The 15,816-nt window shown below is 64.8% G+C and carries 15 protein-coding genes; 9 read left to right on the top strand and 6 right to left on the bottom strand.

The genetic code is table 11. The features are described from left to right. Positions 1–87: 87 nt before the first annotated feature. The 5 genes from U4960_RS10810 (at position 88) to dnaE (ending at position 6,435) form a co-directional block, all read left to right on the top strand. Positions 88–1,329, top strand: coding sequence for a lipoprotein-releasing ABC transporter permease subunit (locus U4960_RS10810; RefSeq protein ID WP_324260646.1), 1,242 nt, complete (start codon positions 88–90; stop codon positions 1,327–1,329). Further along, positions 1,322–2,017, top strand: coding sequence for an ABC transporter ATP-binding protein (locus U4960_RS10805; RefSeq protein WP_324260645.1), 696 nt, complete (start codon positions 1,322–1,324; stop codon positions 2,015–2,017). Before U4960_RS10810 ends, U4960_RS10805 begins: the two co-directional genes overlap by 8 nt. 2 nt (positions 2,018–2,019) lie before the next feature. Then, positions 2,020–2,499 carry a glutathione peroxidase gene (locus U4960_RS10800; protein ID WP_324260644.1) on the top strand — a complete coding sequence of 160 codons (480 nt, stop codon included), beginning with the start codon at positions 2,020–2,022 and terminating at the stop codon, positions 2,497–2,499. A 32-nt stretch (positions 2,500–2,531) separates the two neighbouring features. Beyond that, on the top strand, positions 2,532–2,867 hold the full coding sequence (locus U4960_RS10795; RefSeq protein WP_324260643.1) for a hypothetical protein: 336 nt from the start codon (positions 2,532–2,534) through the stop codon (positions 2,865–2,867). A gap of 88 nt (positions 2,868–2,955) precedes the next feature. Beyond that, on the top strand, positions 2,956–6,435 hold the full coding sequence (dnaE, locus tag U4960_RS10790) for a DNA polymerase III subunit alpha (RefSeq protein ID WP_324260642.1): 3,480 nt from the start codon (positions 2,956–2,958) through the stop codon (positions 6,433–6,435). Here dnaE and U4960_RS10785 read toward each other — a convergent pair. Further along, on the bottom strand, positions 6,364–6,756 hold the full coding sequence (locus tag U4960_RS10785) for a hypothetical protein (RefSeq protein WP_324260641.1): 393 nt from the start codon (positions 6,754–6,756) through the stop codon (positions 6,364–6,366). The two genes, dnaE and U4960_RS10785, sit on opposite strands and share 72 nt — an antisense overlap. A gap of 83 nt (positions 6,757–6,839) precedes the next feature. Between U4960_RS10785 and U4960_RS10780 the strand changes: the two genes are divergently transcribed. Genes U4960_RS10780 through U4960_RS10770 form a run of 3 tightly spaced genes read left to right on the top strand, consistent with a single transcriptional unit; the run spans position 6,840 to position 9,374 of the window. After that, the gene (locus tag U4960_RS10780) at positions 6,840–8,435 is read left to right on the top strand and encodes a long-chain fatty acid--CoA ligase (protein WP_324260640.1); all 1,596 of its coding nucleotides are present in this window, start codon (positions 6,840–6,842) and stop codon (positions 8,433–8,435) included. Beyond that, positions 8,428–8,946, top strand: coding sequence for a GNAT family N-acetyltransferase (locus U4960_RS10775; protein WP_324260639.1), 519 nt, complete (start codon positions 8,428–8,430; stop codon positions 8,944–8,946). The genes U4960_RS10780 and U4960_RS10775 overlap by 8 nt, the downstream gene beginning before the upstream one ends. Next, complete coding sequence (locus tag U4960_RS10770; RefSeq protein ID WP_324260638.1) at positions 8,943–9,374, top strand: DUF1330 domain-containing protein; 432 nt, start codon at positions 8,943–8,945, stop codon at positions 9,372–9,374. The genes U4960_RS10775 and U4960_RS10770 overlap by 4 nt, the downstream gene beginning before the upstream one ends. A gap of 10 nt (positions 9,375–9,384) precedes the next feature. On the opposite strand, the gene U4960_RS10765 is transcribed toward U4960_RS10770, so the two are convergent. From U4960_RS10765 to U4960_RS10750, 4 genes are read right to left on the bottom strand one after another with little or no spacing between them, the layout of a single operon-like run. After that, entirely contained in the window at positions 9,385–10,458 is a 1,074-nt protein-coding gene (locus U4960_RS10765; RefSeq protein ID WP_324260637.1) for a PA0069 family radical SAM protein, read from the bottom strand. A gap of 44 nt (positions 10,459–10,502) precedes the next feature. Further along, a complete protein-coding gene (moaB, locus tag U4960_RS10760; RefSeq protein WP_324260636.1) occupies positions 10,503–11,042 on the bottom strand; it encodes a molybdenum cofactor biosynthesis protein B in 540 nt (179 codons plus the stop codon). Between the two features lie 13 nt (positions 11,043–11,055). Further along, a complete protein-coding gene (locus U4960_RS10755) occupies positions 11,056–12,816 on the bottom strand; it encodes a lytic transglycosylase domain-containing protein (protein ID WP_324260635.1) in 1,761 nt (586 codons plus the stop codon). A gap of 16 nt (positions 12,817–12,832) precedes the next feature. Next, the gene (locus U4960_RS10750) at positions 12,833–13,609 is read right to left on the bottom strand and encodes a hypothetical protein (protein ID WP_324260634.1); all 777 of its coding nucleotides are present in this window, start codon (positions 13,607–13,609) and stop codon (positions 12,833–12,835) included. Between the two features lie 89 nt (positions 13,610–13,698). On the opposite strand from U4960_RS10750, the gene U4960_RS10745 reads away from it, so the two are divergent. After that, the gene (locus tag U4960_RS10745) at positions 13,699–15,348 is read left to right on the top strand and encodes an electron transfer flavoprotein-ubiquinone oxidoreductase (protein ID WP_324260633.1); all 1,650 of its coding nucleotides are present in this window, start codon (positions 13,699–13,701) and stop codon (positions 15,346–15,348) included. Between the two features lie 10 nt (positions 15,349–15,358). Here the strand turns inward: U4960_RS10745 and U4960_RS10740 are convergent, their stop codons facing one another. Continuing rightward, positions 15,359–15,751 carry a hypothetical protein gene (locus U4960_RS10740; RefSeq protein WP_324260632.1) on the bottom strand — a complete coding sequence of 131 codons (393 nt, stop codon included), beginning with the start codon at positions 15,749–15,751 and terminating at the stop codon, positions 15,359–15,361. Positions 15,752–15,816 lie beyond the last annotated feature (65 nt).

The raw sequence follows: 15,816 nt of genomic DNA, 5'->3' as shown, positions 1-15,816 counted from the left end.
CGGTTCGAGGGAATTCGTTGCGCGGTGGGGCAAGCCTGCTTACATGCGGCGCAGGCGTAAACCATAACCAGCGGAAGCGGCGCTCCCTTGATCCTCAACCCTTTTGAATGGACTATCGCCCGGCGTTACCTGCTGCCCGGCCGCAGCGAGGCATTTATTGCGCTCGTCGCCGGTATCAGCGTGGTGGTGGTCATGCTCTCGGTCGCGATGCTGGTGATCGTGATGAGCGTGATGAACGGCTTTCGCGGTGAACTGCTTGACCGGATTGTCGGGCTGAATGGCCACGCGATCATCCAGGCTTATGGTGGCCGGCTGGATGACTGGCAGGACGTGCTGGAGCGGACCCAGGCAACCGAAGGCGTGGTCAGTGCCTCGCCCCTGATCGAACAGCCGCTTCTCGGCACGGCCAATGGGCGGGTCGAGGGCGTCGTGGTGCGCGGCAACACCGCCGAGGATATCGCCGGGCTGGCAGACAAGCTGGTGATGGGCAACCTTGCCGAAGTGCGCGCCAACGACGGGAACGTGGCGATCGGGGCGCGGCTGGCGATGAACATCGGCGCCAGCGTGGGCGATACGATCACGATCATCAATCCGGCCGGACGATCGACCCCGTTCGGCACTGTGCCGCGCCAGATCGGCTATCGCGTGGCCGCCGTGTTCGAAACCGGCGTCTACGATTTCGACAAAGCCTTTGTCATCATGCCGATCCCTGACGCGCAGACCCTGCTGCTGACGGGCGACACCATCGGCATGATCGAGGTCGTCACAGTGGATGCAGACCGGGTCGACGAAATCCTCGCGCCGGTTTCGCAGAGCCTTGCCGGGCGGGCAGAGGTCAACAGCTGGAAGCGCATCAACGCATCCATCTTTGAAGCGCTGGAGGTGGAGCGGGTGGCCATGTTCTTTGCGCTCTCCATCATCGTGGTGGTGGCCGCGTTCAACATCCTGTCCTCGCTGGTCATGCTGGTCCGCTCCAAGACGCGGGACATTGCCATCCTGCGAACAATGGGGGCGACGCGGCGCAACCTGGTCAAGATATTCGTCACGACCGGTTTCACCGTGGGGATGATCGGCACCATGGCAGGGCTGGCGCTGGGGTTCCTGGTGCTGGCCTTCCGCCAGCCGATCGTGACTGCGATCGAATTCGTGACCGGCGGAAACATCTGGGATCCGCAGGTCCGGTTCCTGACCGAACTGCCGGCGCGGGTTGATCCGATGGAGATCCTCGGCATCGCCGCGCTCGCGCTCGGCCTCAGTTTCCTTGCCACGCTTTACCCCGCCTACAAGGCGGCGAACACCGATCCGGTACAGGTGCTGCGCTATGAATAGAACTGGTGCCGCGCCAATTGTGCGCCTGCGCGGCCTGACCCGCAGCTTCGAGCAGGGTGGCGAACGGATCGACGTGCTGCGCGGTGTCGATCTCGACATCCAGCCGGGCGAGATTGTCGCACTGCTTGGGCCGTCGGGTTCAGGCAAGTCGACCATGCTGCAGGCGGTCGGCTTGCTGGAAGGCGGCTTCGGCGGCCAGATCGAGATCGCCGGTACGCCCGCACACGAAGTGGCCAGCGACGCGCGGACCACCCTGCGCCGCGATCATCTGGGTTTCGTCTACCAGTTCCATCACCTGCTGCCCGATTTCACCGCGCAGGAGAATGTCGTCCTGCCGCAGTTGGTGGCCGGGCGCCCCCGTGCGGAATGCGACGCGCGGGCGCGTGAACTTTTGGCGGCGCTGGGGCTGGAACACCGGCTGACTCACCGGCCCAGCCAGCTTTCTGGCGGGGAGCAGCAACGGGTTGCGGTGGCGCGTGCGCTTGCCAACAAGCCCACCCTGGTGCTGGCGGATGAACCGACCGGCAACCTTGATGAACACACCGCCGACAAGGTTCTGGCCCAGTTTCTCGAACTCGTTCGTGAGGAAGGCAGCGCAGCCCTCGTCGCCACGCACAACGAACGGCTCGCAGCGCGGATGGACCGGGTAGTGCGGCTGCATGACGGCCTGCTGGAACAGGGATTGTAACGATGACGACCATTGCCGATTTCACCGTCACCACCAACCGAGGCGAGCCGCTCGACCTTTCGGAAAAGCTCGGCAAGGTGCTGCTGGTGGTCAACACCGCCAGCAAATGCGGTTTCACCCCGCAGTATGATGGCCTGGAAAAGCTGTTCGAAGGCTACAAGGATCGCGGGTTCGAGGTGCTGGGATTCCCCTGCAACCAGTTCGGCGGCCAGGAACCGGGCGACGCGGATGAAATCGCCGAATTCTGCAAGCTCAACTTCGGGGTCACATTTCCGCTGATGGCCAAAGTGGATGTCAACGGCGCGAACGCCAGCCCGCTGTTTGACTGGATGAAGGCCGAGGCACCCGGTCTGATGGGCTCCAAGGGGATCAAATGGAACTTCACCAAGTTCCTGATCGACCGTCAGGGCAATGTGGTGAAACGCTATGCGCCGCAGGATACGCCCGAGCGGATCGCCAAGGATGTCGAAGCCCTGCTGTAACTTCCCCGCCTAACCAGGCGAAACGGACGAGCATGATGATCGAATCCTTCAACCAGTGGTTTCTCGCGCTTGGCGCGGAATACGGGGTCAACCCTTATGTGTTCGGTGCCATTTACGTGGGTGCAATCCCGTTTTTCCTGCTTTCGATCGGCTGGCTGGTAAAGCGGGCGCGGGCCCATCGTTCTACCGTGGTGCCAACCCTGTGCGCGGGGTTCTGCTTTGTTTCCGCCTATCTCTACCTGGCCGTTGTGGGAGAGAACATTCCCCTGTGGGTCTGGATATTCCTCGCGGCACTGGTGATCTACGGGGCCGTTTCGACCGTGCGCGACACACGCCGCAAGATTGCCGCTGCCCGTCAGGCTGATTGAACCCTGATCACGCGGATGAGTAAAGCTGGCCGGGCAAAGCTGGCTGTCCGGCCTTGGCGAATCCCTTCCTCCGCCGCATAACGTGGGCATGGCATTCGCCCCCTTCGTCCCCCTCCGTGTCCTGTCCTCCTACTCGCTGCTTGAAGGCGCGGTGGAGCCCAAGGCCATGGCCAAACTGGCCAAAGAACGCGGCTTTCCGGCCATCGCGATCTGTGACCGGAACGGGCTCTACGGGGCGGTCATGTTCGCGCAGGCGTGCCTGGCCGAAGGTGTCCAGCCGATCATCGGCGCACTGCTTGGCGTGGCCCGCGAAGGGCCCGAGGCGGCGATCGACTACATTCCGCTCTATGCCCAGGATGAAGCGGGCTATGACAACCTCTGCTACCTGACCAGCCGGGCGCATCTTGACCGCCCGCTGGAACTGGCGCCGCACGTCACGCTGGGCGATCTCGCTGGCCATGCCGATGGCCTGCTGGCGCTGACCGGATCGGGCGAGGGTGCACTGGCGCGGCTGCTGGCCGAAGGCCAGCGGGATCATGCGCTGGACTTGCTGGGCAGGCTGGAGGCACTGTTTTCCGGCCGCCTCTATGTCGAGCTTTCCCGCCAGGGCAACCCGGTCGAAGAAGCGGCAGAAGCGGCGCTTGTCGATCTGGCCTACGAGCGTGACCTGCCGCTGGTCGCCACGAACCCGGCCTGTTTCGCCGAGCCGCACATGCATGCCGCACACGATGCCATGCTCTGCATTGCCGGCTCGACCCACATCGAGGCGGAAGAACGCCGCCGCTCCAACCGGCAGGCCTTCGTCAAGTCCGCTCCGATGATGGAGGAGCTGTTTGCCGACCTGCCTGAAGCCACTGCCAACACGCTGGTGATCGCGCAGCGCTGCGCTGTTGCTCCGCCTGACCGCAAGCCGATTTTGCCAAGCCTTGCCGGCGATCTCTCGGGCGAGGCGCGGATGCTGGCGGACGACGCACGTCGCGGGCTGGAAGCACGGCTGGCACCTTATGGCGACCTGCCTGAGGAGGAGCGCAAGACCTACTTTGACCGGCTCGACTTCGAAGTCGAAGTCATCGTCGGCATGGGCTTTCCCGGCTACTTTCTGATCGTGGCCGACTTCATCAAGTGGGCCAAGGAGCAGGGCATTCCAGTGGGGCCGGGGCGCGGTTCGGGCGCGGGCTCGCTGGTCGCCTGGGCGCTGACCATCACCGATCTCGATCCGATCCGCCTGGGCCTGCTGTTCGAGCGCTTCCTTAACCCCGAACGCGTTTCGATGCCGGACTTCGATATCGACTTCTGCGAAACGCGGCGGGGCGAGGTGATCCGCTATGTGCAGCAGAAATACGGGCACGACCACGTCGCCCAGATCATCACCTTCGGCAAGCTGAAGGCCCGCGCGGTGCTGCGCGATACCGGCCGTATCCTGCAGATGAGCTATGGCCAGGTCGATCGCCTCTGCAAGATGGTGCCCAACCACCCGACCGACCCGTGGACCTTGCCCCGCACCCTCAACGGCGCCGCCGATTTCCGCCGAGAGTACCAGAACGACAACGAGGTCAAACGGCTGGTCGACCTGGCGATGCAGCTCGAAGGTTTTCCCCGCAACAGCTCCACCCATGCGGCGGGCGTGGTGATCGGTGACAGGCCGCTGGCGCAACTGCTGCCGCTCTACCGCGACCCGCGTTCGGACATGCCGGTGACCCAGTACGACATGAAGAATGTCGAGAGCAGCGGGCTGGTCAAGTTCGACTTCCTCGGTCTCAAGACCCTGTCGGTGCTGCGCAAGGCGGTGGACCTGCTCGCGCTGCGGGGTATCGAGGTCGACCTGGGCGCGCTCGAATGGGACGATCCGGCTGTGTACGACCTGCTCAAGCGAGGCGACACGGTGGGGGTGTTCCAGCTGGAATCCGAAGGAATGCGGCGCACCCTCACTGCTGTGAAGCCAACCAAGTTCGAAGATATCATCGCACTCGTTTCGCTCTACCGACCCGGCCCGATGGACAACATCCCGCTGTTCGGCAAGCGCAAGGCGGGCGAGGTGCCGATCGAGTACCCGCACCCCAAGCTCGAAACCATCCTGGCCGAGACATATGGCATTTTCGTCTACCAGGAACAGGTAATGCAGGCGGCGCAGATCCTGGCCGGTTATTCGCTTGGCGAAGCGGACTTGCTGCGGCGCGCGATGGGCAAGAAGAATCAGGCTGAAATGGACCAGCAGCGCGCCCGCTTCATCGCTGGCAGCGCCGAGGTTTCCGGCATCGAGGCAAGGAAAGCGTCCGAGCTGTTCGACTTGATCGACAAGTTTGCCGGCTATGGCTTCAACAAGTCGCACGCGGCAGCCTATGCCTTGCTCGCTTACCAGACCGGCTGGCTCAAGGCGCACTACCCGGAGGAGTTTTACGCCGCATCGATGTGTTTCGACATGCACCAGTCGGAAAAGCTGGCGCTGTTCGTGGACGATGCGCGGCGCAACGGGATTGCGGTGCTGCCGCCCTGTGTCAATGCGTCCGAGGCGGAGTTCACGGTCGAGCAGACCGATGAAGGCTATGCTGTCCGCTATGCGCTGGCCGGCATCCGCAACGTCGGCGAAAAGGCGATGGAAGCGCTGGTGGAAGAACGGCAGGCGCGCGGGGCCTTTGCCAGCCTGAAAGACCTGTTCGAACGCGTCCCCAAGGGGTCGATGAACAGCCGCCAGCTGGAAGGGCTGGTCTGCGCCGGTGCGCTTGATGCGCTCGATCCGGACCGGGCGCGGCTCCATGGCAATGTGGACCTGCTGCTGGCCGTGGCTGACGCTGCAAGCCGCGAACGGGAAAGCGGACAGGCAGGCCTGTTCGGCGGCGAGGATGCCGCCAATGAAGACCTGCGCCTGCGGGACGCGAAGCCCTGGACCCGGCCCGAGCGGATGGCGCAGGAGCGAGAGAACTTCGGCTTCTACTTCTCCGCACACCCGGTCCAGCAGCACTGGCAGGTCGCCTCCGCCAACGGCGCGCGGACGTATCAGAGCCTGATGCAGGGCGGCGGCGCTGGTGCAGCCGGTGGCCGCACGCAAGCCGTGATGGCGGCGATGATCGAGAGTGCGCGCAAGGGGCAGACGCGCAAGGGCAAGGATTTTATCCGCGCCGATTTTTCGGACCACACAGGCCAGTTCAGCGCCGCCTGCTTCGAGGAAAGCATGGTGGAGAATTTCACCCGCTGGGCGGCAGATGCCACCTGCGTCCTGCTTACGGTGGAGCTCGACGCTCCGAGCCCTGACGAGCCCCCGCGCATCACGGTGCGCGGCGCGCGCCCGCTCGACGATGTGCGCGGCTCTGCGCGGATGCTCCTGACGCTTGACGCGCACGACGCCGGGGCCTTGCAGGAGCTGCGGATGGCGCTCGCGCCCGGCACGCCGGGGCATGGCGAAGTGCTGGTGCGTCTGCGGACCGGCGCCGAGCACGAGCCACTGCTGAGGCTGGGCCGCGACTATGCGCTCGATGGCGATCTGGCCGAACTGCTCGCCTCAGTCCCTGGGCTCAGCAACGTTGCCCTGGGCACCCGCCGCGGGGTTGGCAACCTGCGCCTTGTTGCCTGAGCGGCTCCGGCGTTCGAACACGGTCGTGAACCGGGCGAGCACCAGCAAGGCGCTGGGCACCAGAACCGTGTTCACAAGGTCCTTGATCGCTTCGGCCCGGTCATGCGGGTTGTTTTGCAGGACACTGTCCCGATAGTCCCAGCCCTCGCCGGCGAGGGCTGCCAGCAGCACCACAAGCCACGGCTTCCAATCCACCACCTTCCACCGGAACAGCAGGCAGCTTCCCAGGAATACGCCAAGCCCGACATAGACGTGCAGGGCATCGTGGGCGAGGTGCGTATGGTCGACAAGAAACGACTTGGCGGACTGGAAGGAGCTCATCGCGCTGCCTGTGGCGGCGATTGCCAACAGGCGCAAGCATGGGCATGAACCGGCACGAGGATTCGACTGGAGAGGACACAATAATGCTTGGAGCGATGCAGGACTGGACCATGCGCATTACCGCGGTGATCGATCACGCGGCGCGCGAGGCCGGCGCGCGCGAGATTGTCACCCGCTGGGCGGATGGCAGCGAAACGCGGACCGACTGGGCCGGGATCCGCCGCGACGCGCTGAAGATGGCGCAGGCGCTGCAGGCGCTGGGGCTGAAGAAGGGCGAGCGGGTCGCCAGCCTCGCCATGAACCACTCGCGCCACTTGGTCAGCTGGTATGGAGTCGCGGGCATGGGCGGCGTACTCCACACCGTGAACCCGCGCCTGTTCGACGACCAGCTCGAATATATTGTCAATCACGCCGAAGACCGCGTGCTCTGCTATGACGCGGCGTTCCAGCCGATCGTCGACCGGATGAAGAGCCGCTGGCCCACGGTGGAGCATTACGTCTGCTACGATTCCGGCGCCCATTCGCGTGCGTTCGAGGACTGGATCGCCGAGCAGGACGGCGATTTCGAATGGGTCGAGGGCAGCGAGCGTGACCCCTGCATGCTGTGTTATACCAGCGGCACCATCGGCAATCCCAAGGGCGTGCAGTACGAGCACCGCTCTACCATGATGCATGCGCTGGCCGGGCTCCAGCCAAGCGCGTTCAATTTCAGCCCCTCCTCGGTCATGCTGCCGGTCGTGCCGATGTTCCATGCCGCAAGCTGGGGTCTGCCCTATGCCGGGGCGATGGCGGGGATCAAGTTCGTGCTCAGCGCGGTCAACGATCCGGCGGTGCTGCACGAACTGATGCTGCGCGAAGGGGTGACCGACAGCGCCGGAGTGCCGACCGTATGGCTGGCGCACTTCCAGTATTGCGACGCCAACGGGTTCGACTTGCCGCCGCTCAAGGCGGCCACGATCGGCGGTTCGGCGGCCCCCAAGTTCATGATCGAGCGGCTGATGAAGAACGGTACCCGGGTACAGCACGCCTGGGGCATGACCGAGACTTCGCCCATCGGCACGGTCGGCGCGCCGACCTGGGACTGGGACCAGCTCAGCTTCGAGGAAAAGGTGGAGCGCACTGCGATGCAGGGCCGCCCGATCTTCGGGGTGCAGCTGCGCACGGTCGACCTCGATGACATGGCCACCGAGCTGCCGCGTGACGGCAAGACCAGCGGGGCGCTGCAGATCCGCGGCCCCTGGATCATCCGCCGCTACTTCAAGGCGGAACAGGATGCCGCCAGCAACGAAGGTTGGTTCGATACCGGCGATGTCGGCATCCTCCATCCCGATGGCACATTGCAGCTGACCGACCGTACCAAGGACGTGATCAAGTCCGGCGGCGAATGGATCAGCTCGGTCGAGCTGGAAAATGCCGCAGTCGGGCACCCGGCCCTGGCCGAAGCGGCGGCAGTCGGCATTGCTCACCCCAAGTGGGACGAACGCCCGGTGCTCTTCTGCGTGAAGAAGGCCGGGGCGGAGGTGACGGCGGACGAGGTGCTGGAGCATCTCAAGCCGCTGGTGGCCAAGTGGTGGCTGCCCGATGCGATCGAGTTCGTCGACGACATCCCCCACACCGCGACCGGCAAGATCAGCAAGAAGGACCTGCGCGAGCGGTTCAAGGACTATAGGCTTGCCTGACCTGCGGATCAGGCCCGCGCGTGACAGCGATGCGCGGGCCATCCAGGCGATCTACGATTACCACGTGGCCCACGGCACGGCCTCGTTCGACAGCACGGGGCCGAGCGCAGCCGAATGGCTTGAGAAAATGGCCGCAATCCGGTCGAGCGGCTGGCCTTTCCTTGTCGCCGAGAAGGACAGCGAAATGCTGGCCTATGCCTACGCCATTGTGTTCCGACCGCGTGCGGCCTATGCGCGCACCTGCGAGAACAGCATCTACGTCGCCGATGCGGCGCGGGGCATGGGTGTCGGCTCGGCGCTGCTCGGCAGCCTGATCGACGCCGCGCGGGCCAGCGGGTTCGAGCAGATGATCGCGGTGATCGGCGGCGGCGAGCCGGCCTCGGTCGCGCTTCACGCCAAATGCGAATTTTTCCATGCCGGGCGCCTGCGCAATGTCGGCTTCAAGTTCGGCCGCAAACTCGATACGGTCTACATGCAGCGCGACCTGACCGGAGAGGACCCATCTGCATGAGCGATGTCTTTATCGATCCCAGCCCCGCCAACTTCGCCGCCTTCAAGGCCCTGCCGCGCGACGAGCCGATGCACATGCTCAACCTGCTGCTCTACCGCGATCTGGCCGAGTATCCCGAGGGGCACGAGCACCACGCCAAGGGCTGGAGCGGGCGACGCGCCTACGAGGAATATGGCAAGACCAGCGGCCCGATCTTCCGCCGGGTGGGCGGCAGCATCGTGTGGCGCGGCGCGTTCCAGACGATGGTGACAGGGCCGGAAGAGCGCGCGTGGCACGACGGGTTCGTGGCGCAGTATCCGAGCAGTGCCGCCTTCTTCGAAATGATCAAGGACCCGGACTATCAGCTCGCCGTAGTCAACCGCACCGCTGCGCTGGTGGACAGCCGGCTGATTCGGTTCCAGCCGGGGAGTTCGGGGGAAGGGTTTTAGGCCAGAGACCTCACAACAACCGCATCTGCCCGCCTACCTCCGGCGCAACAAACCCCGAACAATCCAGCTCATAAGCCTCATTCCCGATTCCGGCGCGCTTGCGGGCGAGGCGGAAGCGGGTGCGGAAGAGGTCGGCCCAGGGGCCTTGCGCCTTGAAGCGGGTGCCGAAGCGGGGGTCGTTGTCCCGCCCGCCCCGCATATCCTGCACCACGCTCATCACTTTGCCCGCCCGGTCCGGGAAATGAACGGCGAGCCATTCGCGGAACAGCGGGGCGACTTCATGCGGCAGGCGCAGCGGAATCCAGTTGGCAGAGCGCACGCCCGCCGCGCCTGCGCGTGCGAGGATGCTTTCCATGAATTCATCGGTGATCGCCGGGATCACCGGGCTGACCGAGCAATGCGCCGGGACGCCCGCCGCCGCCAGCTTCTCCAGCGCCGCCAGCCGCTTGGCAGGCGAGGCTGCGCGCGGCTCGAGCTTGCCTGACAGCACCGGATCGAGGCTGGTTACGGAAATTGCCACCGCCGTCAGCCGCTCGCGCGCTAGCTCCACCAGCAGGTCGAGGTCGTCGAGCACCCGGTCGGACTTGGTGGTGATCGTCACCGGATGGCGCACCTCCAGGCACAGCTCCAGCATCTGCCGGGTCAGGCGATAGGTTCGCTCGATCGGCTGGTAGGGGTCGGTGTTGGTCCCCATCGCAATCGGCTGCGGTACATAGCCTTTTTTCGCCAGCGTCGCCCGCAGCAGCCGCGCCGCATCGGGCTTGGCGAAGAGCCGCGTCTCGAAATCGAGGCCGGGGGAGAGGTCATGGTAGGCATGGGTCGGGCGGGCATAGCAATAAACGCAGCCATGCTCGCACCCACGATAGGCGTTGACCGAGCGGTCAAACGGCACATCGGGTGACTGGTTGAAGGTAAGGATCGACTTCGGGCGTTCCTGGGTCACTGTGGTGCGGAGTTTGACCGGGGGGCCATCGAGGCTCTGCACATGATCCCGCCAATCCCCATCGGCCTCGCGAGTGGCGAGGCCGAAGCGCGTCGTCACCGCGCTGGACTGCGCGCCGCGGCCGTGGATGGGATTACTCATATCGGAACATATAGCGAACAAAAAGGTCGTCCGCCAGATGCCGCCTACTTTTCTCTCAGCCGAGGCATCAGTTCCACGAAATTGCAGGGCCGGTTGCGGCTGTCGAGCTGTTCGGCGAGGATCCAGTCCCATCCGTCCTTCACTGCGCCGTTGGAGCCGGGCAGGGCGAAGATGTAGGTGCCCCGCGCCACCACTGCGCAGGCCCGGCTTTGCACCGTGCTAGTGCCGATCGAGCGGTAGCTGATCATGCGGAACAGTTCGCCAAACCCCGGAATGTCGCGCACATTGCCGCCCGCCTTGAGCCGGTCGAGTGCTTCGGGGGTCACGTCTCGCCCGGTCAGCCCGGTGCCGCCGGTCGAAACCACCGCGTCGATTGCGGGATCGTCAATCCAGTCATTGAGCTTGCCCGCCAGCAGGGACGCATCGTCGCGCACGATGGCGCGCGCGGCGAGCTTATGGCCCGCTGCTTTGACCCGCTCGGCGAGGATATCGCCGGAGGTATCGTCAGCAGGGGTGCGGGTGTCCGACACGGTCAGGACCGCAATGTTGATCGGCTTGAAGGTGCGCTCTGGATCGATGGCCATGCGCAGGTGGGTATCAGTCCGCGCGGGTCAGGTAAACGCCGCCGCCCCCTCCCAATTCTGGGAAGGTCGGCCATTGGCCCTGGGCCAGCGCCTCGCGGCTTTCAGAGCGTCCGCCTGCTTGCCGTTCGTACATCCAGTAATTGCGCATCACGATGGAGACATAGCCGCGTGTCTCCCAATAAGGGATGCTCTCCATGTAGAGCAGGGCATCGCCCTGGTCGCGCACTTCGCTGTTCCAGCGGGTGATCGGGCTGAGGCCGGCGTTGTAGGCGGCCATGATCTTCGGCAGCAGGCCCTGGGTGGCGCGGCTGTCTCGCAGCATGGCAAGATGCTCCTGCCCGAAGGCGAGGTTGACGTCAGGTCGGTTGAGCTCGCTGGCATTGCCGGACACGCCGAGCTTGCCCGCGTGATCCTTCGCCGCAGCCGGCATGATCTGCATCAATCCGCGTGCCCCTGCCGGGCTGACGGCGCTGGCGCGGAACACCGATTCCTGCAGGGTGTGGGCATAGGCCAGCGCGGGGTCGACCTTCCATCCGTTGACCGGTTGCCAGCGCGGCGCGGGATAGCGCAGCGCAGGCTCGGCCTGTGCGCCGCGCGGGGCGTTGTGCGCCATCCACAGCTGGGTGGAGGGAAGGCCCATTTCCCGTGCCAGGCGCGACAGCGAATCGTACTGGCCCGGATCGCCAATCCGCGCCTGGTGGCGCAGCACTTCGTCAGCCAGTTCGTCACGCCCGATTTCGGCCAGTGCCACGGCTGCGCGGATGTTGGCATTGTCCCGCAAGCGCTGCCAGTCGGCCGGGGAGAAGTCGGCCCGGGCATGATCCTGCGGCAGGTGCTGCCCCAGCTGTTCGCGCGCCAGCATCCCGTAGAGCGTCTCGTCGAGCCGGGCGGCCCCGCGCAGCTCCTCGGTGGCTTTTTCCGGTTCGCGGCAACGGATCAGCGCGCGGCTGGCCCAGTAATGCCCGGCTGCGACCAGTTCGACGTTGTGCGCGCCGCGGGCAGCGCGCTGGAAAGTGTCAGCGGCGGTCTCGCAATCGCCCAGGCGCCAGGCGGCGAGCCCGGCGACCCAATCGCCTTCAGCCACCCAGGCGCCTGCGCCCTGGCGCGCCGAGATGGCGATGGCGAGAGCGGCCGGATCGTTGTTCTCGATGTAATAGCTCCAGGCCACGCGCTGGCGCCACTCGGCACGGGCCTCAGCGCTGAGGCCCGCATCGATCCCGTCGAGCAGCAACCGTGCACCATCGGGATCGTCATTCTTGATCCGTTCGAGAATGGCATCGCTGACCGAGCCCGGCATCGTCCCATCGTCGACCGAGCGAGGGCGCAGCCGCTTGCTGGCATAGGGCTGGCTGACGAACGACTGTAGCTGCGGCAGATACGGCGCCGCCATCAGGCCGCGCTTGCTGCCCAGCGCGGCGATGCGGTCGGCATGGGGCAGGACTGTGCCTTCGGCCAGCCAGGCCTGGATCTGCGGGAGCTCGACCCGCGGGCTATTGGCGTGGAGATAGTATTCGGCCCGAGCCACGGCATGGAGCGGACCCTCGGCCCGCTCGGCGAACATGGCATCGACGCGGGCCCAGTCCTGCCGGTCAATCGCGCCGAACAGATCGCGGTAATATTCGCGATCGGGACGGGTGAGAAGATCGGGAACTTTGCTGGTGACGGCGCGGGCGCGGAAATAGTCGGCAGCGCTGCTGTTGGCTTGCGCCGGCATCGCCAGCCCCAGTCCCAGCGTGGCCCCGGCTACTGCCAGTGCCGCGAGGACAGGTCTCATAAAGGGTTTCTTCGTTTCAGCCATCGGTCCCGTCAAGCCAGCTTTGCCACAGATCCCGCCGCGCAGCTGCCGATCGCAGCAGCCGGGCGAGGCCCTGGCCTTCCACAAAGGGGAAGTTGCGACCCTTGTGGTTAAAGCGACGTAAAGTTTTACCCTCTTGCGCTGTATCGTGGCCAAGAAGCGGCAGAATGTTCCGCCCGAGGAAAACGATCCGGTCCGGCTGGACCAGCCCGATGTGGTGGGCCAGCAGTCGTCCGGCCCCGCTTGCGCCAAGACTGGCCCAGTCCGGCGCGGCCGTGAAACGCGGCACGACACTGGCGAGGTAAGCCTGTTCGGCCCCGATGCCGGTTGCGCGGAGGAACCCGGTGAGCAGTCGGCCCTGGGGCCCGGACAGCAGCGCCTCGCGATCCTCCTCCTCCGGGTGGGCCACGATCACCATCAGTGCGGCACCCTGCGCGCCGCGCGGCACGATGCGCGGACCCGTCCCGCCTGCTTCGAGCAGAGGCTCGGTGAGCCACCAGTGATGGAAGGTGGCGAGGTCTTCCGGCCAGCCGCCTTGTTCGCCGCCGAGCACCGGCGCGCTCCTGATTTCGACAGGAGGCGCCGGGGGGCGGGCTGCACTGGCCGGCCCGCTGCCGCCCACACTCGCGGTGGCTGCTGCGGCGGGCTGGTCCGGCTCTGCCAGCCAGTCCGTGGCGTCATCGGCGAAGTCGTGATCGACGCCTGCCGAGCGCCACCAGGCCAGCGCAGCAGCGAATTCGTCTCGATCGGGCAGGCGGCAAGGTTCGGTCATCGCGTTTGCGGGTCTTGACCTGCCCCGTTCCAGCAATCAAGGAAATCCGGCAATTACTACCCCGTGCCAGCGAAGGACAAGACCCCGAGATGAGCGAACGCGAATCCATGCCGTGCGATGTGGTGATCGTGGGAGGCGGCCCGGCCGGCCTCGCCGCCGCGATCCGCCTGAAGCAGATCAACGCCGATCTCGAAGTGATCGTGCTGGAGAAGGGCTCCGAAATCGGCGCGCATATCCTGTCGGGTGCGGTGGTCGATCCCAAGGCGCTTGATGAACTGCTGCCGGAATGGCGCACGCAAGGGTGCCCGATGGCAGAGGTTCCGGTGACGGATAACTGGCACTGGGTGCTTTCCGCCTCTGGCAAGACGTCCATGCCGCACCTGATGATGCCGCCGTTCATGTCGAACGATGGCAACTACACCGGCTCGCTCGGCAATATGTGCCGCTGGCTGGCCGAACAGGCCGAGGGCCTGGGCGTGATGGTGTTCCCGGGCTTCCCGGCGGCTGAGGTCATGATCGACGAGAACGGCGCTGTCGCCGGGGTGATCACGCAGGACATGGGCGTGGCCGCCGATGGCAGCCACAAGGGCGATTACCAGCCGGGGATGGAAATCCACGCCAAGTACACCCTGTTTGCCGAGGGCGCGCGCGGCCACCTGACCAAGCGGATGAAGGCCCTGTTCGACCTGGAGGCGAACTGCCAGCCGCAGGTCTATGGCCTTGGCATCAAGGAACTGTGGGATATCGATCCCGAAAAGCACGTGCCCGGCCGCGTGATCCATACGCAGGGGTGGCCGCTGACCGAGAGTGACAGCTGGGGCGGGGGGTTCCTCTATCACCAGGCCAACGGTCAGGTGGCGGTCGGATTTGTCACCGCGCTCGACTACAAGAACCCCTACGTCTCGCCGTTCCAGGAATTCCAGCGCTGGAAGCAGCACCCGGCGATCCGCGAGTACCTCGAAGGGGGCAAGCGGGTGGCCTACGGCGCGCGGGCGATCAACGAAGGCGGCTGGCAGAGCGTGCCGAAGCTGGCGTTCCCGGGCGGGGCGCTGATCGGGTGCTCGGCCGGGTTCGTGAACGTGCCCCGGATCAAGGGCAGCCACACCGCGATGAAGAGCGGGATGCTGGCGGCGGATAGCATTGCGGCGGCCATCGGAGCAGGCCAGGAAAAGACCGAGCTGGCGGATTACGACGCCGCCGTGCGCGAGAGCTGGATCGCCAAGGAGCTGAAGCTGGTCCAGAACGCCCAGCCCGCCGTCGCCAAGTTCGGCGGCGATCTCGGCACGGTGATTGCCGGGATCGATATGTGGATGCGCACGCTCAAGATCGGCCTGCCGATCACGATGAAGCACCATCCGGACTACAGCTACACCGGCCGCGCCGACCTGTTCCGCCCGATCGCCTATCCCAAGCCTGACGGGGTGATCAGCTTCGACCGGCTCACCTCGGTCGCGTTCAGCTACACCAACCATGCGGAGGACCAGCCGGTGCACTTGCAGGTCAAGGACCTGGAGCTGCAGAAGGTGAGCGAGCTGGGCGTGTTTGCCGGACCCTCGGCCCGCTACTGCCCGGCAGGTGTGTACGAGTGGTTGGTGGACGAAGCGACCGGCGCGCGGAAGTTCCAGATCAACAGCCAGAACTGCGTCCACTGCAAGACCTGTGACATCAAGGACCCCAACCAGAACATCAACTGGGTGACGCCGGAAGGCGGCGGCGGGCCGAACTATCCGAATATGTGAGACGAAAGCTTTAGAGCTTACCAACCGCGAGTAAGTAGGCACGGAACTGAATGTAGTAAGACATTAGGAAAGATTGGGGATCGTTCGGGGTATTTCGCCCTATTTTTCGTGATATTTGCGCTGAAATATTTTCAAGTTCATCTGGATTTGTTCGGGCAATAACACGTTCCAGTTCCTGATATTGATTCAGTGTGTAAACCTCAAAGTCTTTCGAATGAAAATGGAACTCTTGAATCTTCTTCGTAGGACTGCTTGGCTGATCGAGAACGACATAATCGAAGAACATGGCTGCAACTGCGAAAAATCCGGGAATTAGGAATAGCCAGAATAATCCTACAAGGAGGCCTGTCAGGAATTCATCGGCAGTAAGAACGGCGAAAAATCCGGAGATAGCGCCGATCATGAAGCCATAGAGTGACCATCGTTCAACGCGCATGGAGTTACCGTCAGGAAAGCCTAAGCTGTGTT

The sequence above is a fragment of the Altererythrobacter sp. H2 genome (genome assembly GCF_035319885.1).
GTDB lineage: Bacteria > Pseudomonadota > Alphaproteobacteria > Sphingomonadales > Sphingomonadaceae > 34-65-8.
Note: the sequence above shows the minus strand (reverse complement) of the source record. Positions and strands in the feature narration are given on the sequence as shown.

Bases quoted from the DNA above. Each gene is read 5' to 3' on its own strand.
- U4960_RS10765 (WP_324260637.1), bottom strand. From the start codon at position 10,458: ATGAGTAATCCCATCCACGGCCGCGGCGCGCAGTCCAGCGCGGTGACG.
- U4960_RS10780 (WP_324260640.1), top strand. From the start codon at position 6,840: ATGCTTGGAGCGATGCAGGACTGGACCATGCGCATTACCGCGGTGATC.
- U4960_RS10740 (WP_324260632.1), bottom strand. From the start codon at position 15,751: ATGATCGGCGCTATCTCCGGATTTTTCGCCGTTCTTACTGCCGATGAA.
- U4960_RS10745 (WP_324260633.1), top strand. From the start codon at position 13,699: ATGAGCGAACGCGAATCCATGCCGTGCGATGTGGTGATCGTGGGAGGC.
- U4960_RS10785 (WP_324260641.1), bottom strand. From the start codon at position 6,756: ATGAGCTCCTTCCAGTCCGCCAAGTCGTTTCTTGTCGACCATACGCAC.
- U4960_RS10770 (WP_324260638.1), top strand. From the start codon at position 8,943: ATGAGCGATGTCTTTATCGATCCCAGCCCCGCCAACTTCGCCGCCTTC.
- U4960_RS10755 (WP_324260635.1), bottom strand. From the start codon at position 12,816: ATGAGACCTGTCCTCGCGGCACTGGCAGTAGCCGGGGCCACGCTGGGA.
- U4960_RS10750 (WP_324260634.1), bottom strand. From the start codon at position 13,609: ATGACCGAACCTTGCCGCCTGCCCGATCGAGACGAATTCGCTGCTGCG.
- dnaE (WP_324260642.1), top strand. From the start codon at position 2,956: ATGGCATTCGCCCCCTTCGTCCCCCTCCGTGTCCTGTCCTCCTACTCG.
- moaB (WP_324260636.1), bottom strand. From the start codon at position 11,042: ATGGCCATCGATCCAGAGCGCACCTTCAAGCCGATCAACATTGCGGTC.
- U4960_RS10800 (WP_324260644.1), top strand. From the start codon at position 2,020: ATGACGACCATTGCCGATTTCACCGTCACCACCAACCGAGGCGAGCCG.
- U4960_RS10795 (WP_324260643.1), top strand. From the start codon at position 2,532: ATGATGATCGAATCCTTCAACCAGTGGTTTCTCGCGCTTGGCGCGGAA.
- U4960_RS10805 (WP_324260645.1), top strand. From the start codon at position 1,322: ATGAATAGAACTGGTGCCGCGCCAATTGTGCGCCTGCGCGGCCTGACC.